This window comes from Bartonella queenslandensis AUST/NH15, from assembly GCF_000312585.1.
Lineage (GTDB): Bacteria > Pseudomonadota > Alphaproteobacteria > Rhizobiales > Rhizobiaceae > Bartonella > Bartonella queenslandensis_A.
Genome location: NZ_HE997985.1, coordinates 1 through 1,466, shown reverse-complemented (window position 1 = coordinate 1,466; position 1,466 = coordinate 1). Strand labels below are relative to the sequence as shown.

At 38.1% G+C, this 1,466-nt stretch carries 3 protein-coding genes and 1 pseudogene; 2 read left to right on the top strand and 2 right to left on the bottom strand.

The features are described from left to right. Positions 1-429 (bottom strand): annotated as a pseudogene (locus tag BN338_RS12045) (hypothetical protein); the annotation flags it as partial. A gap of 101 nt (positions 430-530) precedes the next feature. Between BN338_RS12045 and BN338_RS02055 the strand changes: the two are divergent. Further along, positions 531-782 carry a type II toxin-antitoxin system prevent-host-death family antitoxin gene (locus BN338_RS02055; RefSeq protein WP_039758586.1) on the top strand — a complete coding sequence of 84 codons (252 nt, stop codon included), beginning with the start codon at positions 531-533 and terminating at the stop codon, positions 780-782. Continuing rightward, positions 775-1,170 (top strand): hypothetical protein, encoded by a 396-nt coding sequence (locus tag BN338_RS02050; protein ID WP_039758585.1) that lies wholly within the window; start codon positions 775-777, stop codon positions 1,168-1,170. Before BN338_RS02055 ends, BN338_RS02050 begins: the two co-directional genes overlap by 8 nt. Positions 1,171-1,172: 2 nt before the next feature. On the opposite strand, the gene BN338_RS02045 is transcribed toward BN338_RS02050, so the two are convergent. Beyond that, positions 1,173-1,466 (bottom strand): hypothetical protein (locus BN338_RS02045; protein WP_039758584.1); only part of this gene is annotated, 294 nt, incomplete at its 5' end.

The following is a 1,466-nucleotide window of genomic DNA, read 5'->3' as shown; positions in this document are numbered from 1 at the left end:
GAGTTTCCGATTAAAATAACCATAACAAACAGGGACTCCTGTTTGTCCTGCCCCTATCAAAGCCCCTAAAGAAATTGCGTCCCTATGTTCCAATTCAACCTTGGCTTGCTTATCCTTATGAAGAAAAACCCCTTTGATTTTTGCAGAGCTTTCAATATGAGGGGTATCTGGTGCACCATAGATACTTTTCCCCTTCTCTGTATTAAAAACAACATCCATGCTTTCGTTAAAGTAAAATCTTTCCCTTTCACAAAAGCGAATAGCCGCTAAAACACTTTCCTGTATCTGAGGAAGATACTCATCCGTTACGTCATCGATTTCATCCTGAATAATCGACACAAGCCTAGAAAAGGTTGCTCTTTGTTCAATAACATCCTGCCCATCTTGTATCGGACCGCCCGTCCTAACCCTGATATAGTGACGTGACATTTTAACACCTTTTAATAAAAAAATTCTCTTGATATTATCCACACTTGCATAAAATATGTATTTTATGCATTATATGTAAGTATGCCCTTAGGAGTATCTTTATGAAAAAATATAGTTTTACAGATATAAACCGTGGAACTGGTGACATATTAGACGAAGCAATGTCCACACCTGTAGCTTTAACTAAGAGAGGACGAGAAAAAATCATTATGCTTCCTATCCATTTATATAATCAATTGATAAAATCTCGTTCCGCTACACAAGCTTTTTCTTACGCAGATGCACCGAAACATATCTTAGATGACCTAGAACAAGGTTTGGATGAGCTTCTCAAAAGTGACGAAAATGTTTAAAGCAGGTGACGTCGTTAGATACTATTATTTATGGCATGAACAATCTCAAAAGGGAGAGAGTTCAGGTCGTAAGTCACGTCCTGCTTGTGTTGTAGTAAAAACACAAACGCACTTCTTTTTATTTCCCATCACTTCACAGGATCCTCATGATGTGCAATTTAGCTTAAAGATACCTGAAACAGAATGTAGACGTGCAAAGCTGACAAAAGATTCTTGGCTACGTCTTGATGAATTCAATGTAGTTCCTAGCGAAGATTTTTTCGACTTTGAAACTCTAAAACCACAAGGCTGTTTTAGCATTGCTTTTATGCGTAAAATTGCACTTAAAATTAAAGAAGTTAAAGAAATGAAACTTCTTAAAAAAGTTTCTAGGTACTCTCCTCCTTAACTTTAGCGATGAGTAACAAACTCAACGACGATACTTGCTTCACCAGATTGTACCGTTTTGTCTGCTTTGGCATAAAGACTAACCTCTGCATCATAAGGCACAAACTCCTTTTGATCTTTCGGTTTTATCTCTTTACTCCCCACCGCTTTGATTTCTGCCTCACCAATCTCCGTGCATGCACTCGTGGTGCCTACCTTGATCTTAGCGTCCGAAAACACCTTCTTGATAAACACCTTCACAGAAGTGATTAAAGCACCACGGGGCAATGTGCCTATTTTCATGACACTTTCTTTATC